We start from the raw sequence: 1648 nt of genomic DNA on the forward strand, positions 1-1648 counted from the left end.
GGGTGACGGTGAGCACCAGGTCGGTGGCGGTGACGCCTTCCTTGAGCCTGCCGGTGAGGCGGAAGCCGATGACCTCCGGCAGAAGCATGGAGACCGGCTGGCCGAGCATCGCGGCCTCGGCCTCGATGCCGCCGACGCCCCAGCCGAGCACACCGAGGCCATTGATCATGGTGGTGTGCGAATCGGTGCCGACGCAGGTGTCGGGATAGGCGACCGTCTCGCCATCCTCGCTGTTGGTCCACACGACCTGTCCCAGATATTCGAGATTGACTTGGTGGCAGATGCCGGTGCCGGGCGGCACGACGCGGAAGTTGCGGAAGGCCTGCTGGCCCCATTTCAGGAACTTGTAGCGCTCCTCGTTGCGCTCATATTCGAGCTCGACATTGCGGGCGAAGGCCATCGGCGTGCCGAACTCGTCGACGATGACGGAATGGTCGATGACGAGGTCGACTGGCACCAGCGGGTTGATCTTTTCCGGATCGCCGCCGAGCGCCTTGATGCCGTCGCGCATGGCGGCGAGGTCGACCACGGCCGGAACCCCGGTGAAGTCCTGCATCAGCACGCGGGCAGGGCGATAGGCGATCTCGACGCCGGCGGTGCCCTTGTCGGCCAGCCAGGCGGCGACCGCCTGGATGCTCTCCTTGGTGACGGAGCGGCCGTCTTCGTTGCGGAGCAGGTTCTCCAGCAGCACCTTCATAGAATAGGGCAGCTGGGCGATGCCGGTGAGGCCATTCTTCTCGGCCTCAACGAGGTCGAAATAGACATAGTCCGCACCACCCGCGGTCAGGGTGCGGCGGCAATTGAAACTGTCGAGGGATTTTGACACGTGCGATCCGTCCTTGTCTGTTCAGCCTGAAAGGGAACGGACGCCGATGGCATGCAATCACGCGCAAAGGTGCGGGTACGGCCATTTCCGCTGTCCGCTCCCAAGCAACCCGAGCCGTTCAAGGCGGCGCGTGCGCTGGTTCGGCGCTAATTCTGTTCCCGCGCCGACCGCTGGCACGGATGAACCGCATATAGAGAATTTCCTGGAATAGTTCTAGACAGACAAAAGGCAAATTTGTGCGATGCGGCGACGGCTGCGAAACGGTGCTTTCGGAACGGGCAATGATGCGGCTGATCGCCGAAAATCTGGGCGGCGAGCGCGGCGGCGAGGCGGTTTTTTCCGGCATCGGCTTTGCGCTCGACAAGGGCGAAGCGCTCATCGTCACCGGGCCGAACGGCTCGGGCAAATCGACCCTGCTGAGGGTAGTCGCCGGGCTGCTGCCGGTTGCCCGGGGCAAGGTGCTGGTCGAAGGCGGTGGCGAGGCTTTCCCGACGGTCGCCTCCGCCTCGCACTATCTCGGCCATCTCAACGCGATGAAGACGGCGCTCAGCGTCGAGGAGAATCTCGGCTTCTGGCGGGCCTTCCAGGGCGAACCGGCATTGAGCGTCGAGGAGGCGCTGGAGACGGTGGCGCTCGGCGGGCTCGGGCATCTGCCCTTCGGCTATCTGTCGACCGGGCAAAGGCGGCGGGTGTCGATCGCCAAGCTTCTGGTCAGCCATAGACCGGTATGGCTGCTGGATGAGCCGACGGCGGGGCTGGACAAGGCTTCGGAGGAGCGGTTCGCGGGGCTGATGCGGGGCCATCTGCGCGACGGTGGGATTG

At 64.7% G+C, this 1648-nt stretch carries 2 protein-coding genes; one reads left to right on the forward strand and one right to left on the reverse strand.

Going from position 1 to position 1648, the window contains the following annotated elements; all coding sequences use genetic code 11:
- Positions 1-826, reverse strand: an 826-nt coding sequence (locus EOA27_RS35580; protein ID WP_245491307.1) for an aconitase family protein, incomplete at its 3' end; no start/stop codon positions are given.
- A gap of 284 nt (positions 827-1110) precedes the next feature.
- Between EOA27_RS35580 and ccmA the strand changes: the two genes are divergently transcribed.
- Positions 1111-1648 (forward strand): heme ABC exporter ATP-binding protein CcmA (gene ccmA / locus EOA27_RS35585; RefSeq protein WP_127258624.1); only part of this gene is annotated, 538 nt, incomplete at its 3' end.

It is taken from the genome of Mesorhizobium sp. M2A.F.Ca.ET.037.01.1.1 (assembly GCF_003998075.1).
Taxonomy (GTDB): Bacteria; Pseudomonadota; Alphaproteobacteria; order Rhizobiales; family Rhizobiaceae; genus Mesorhizobium.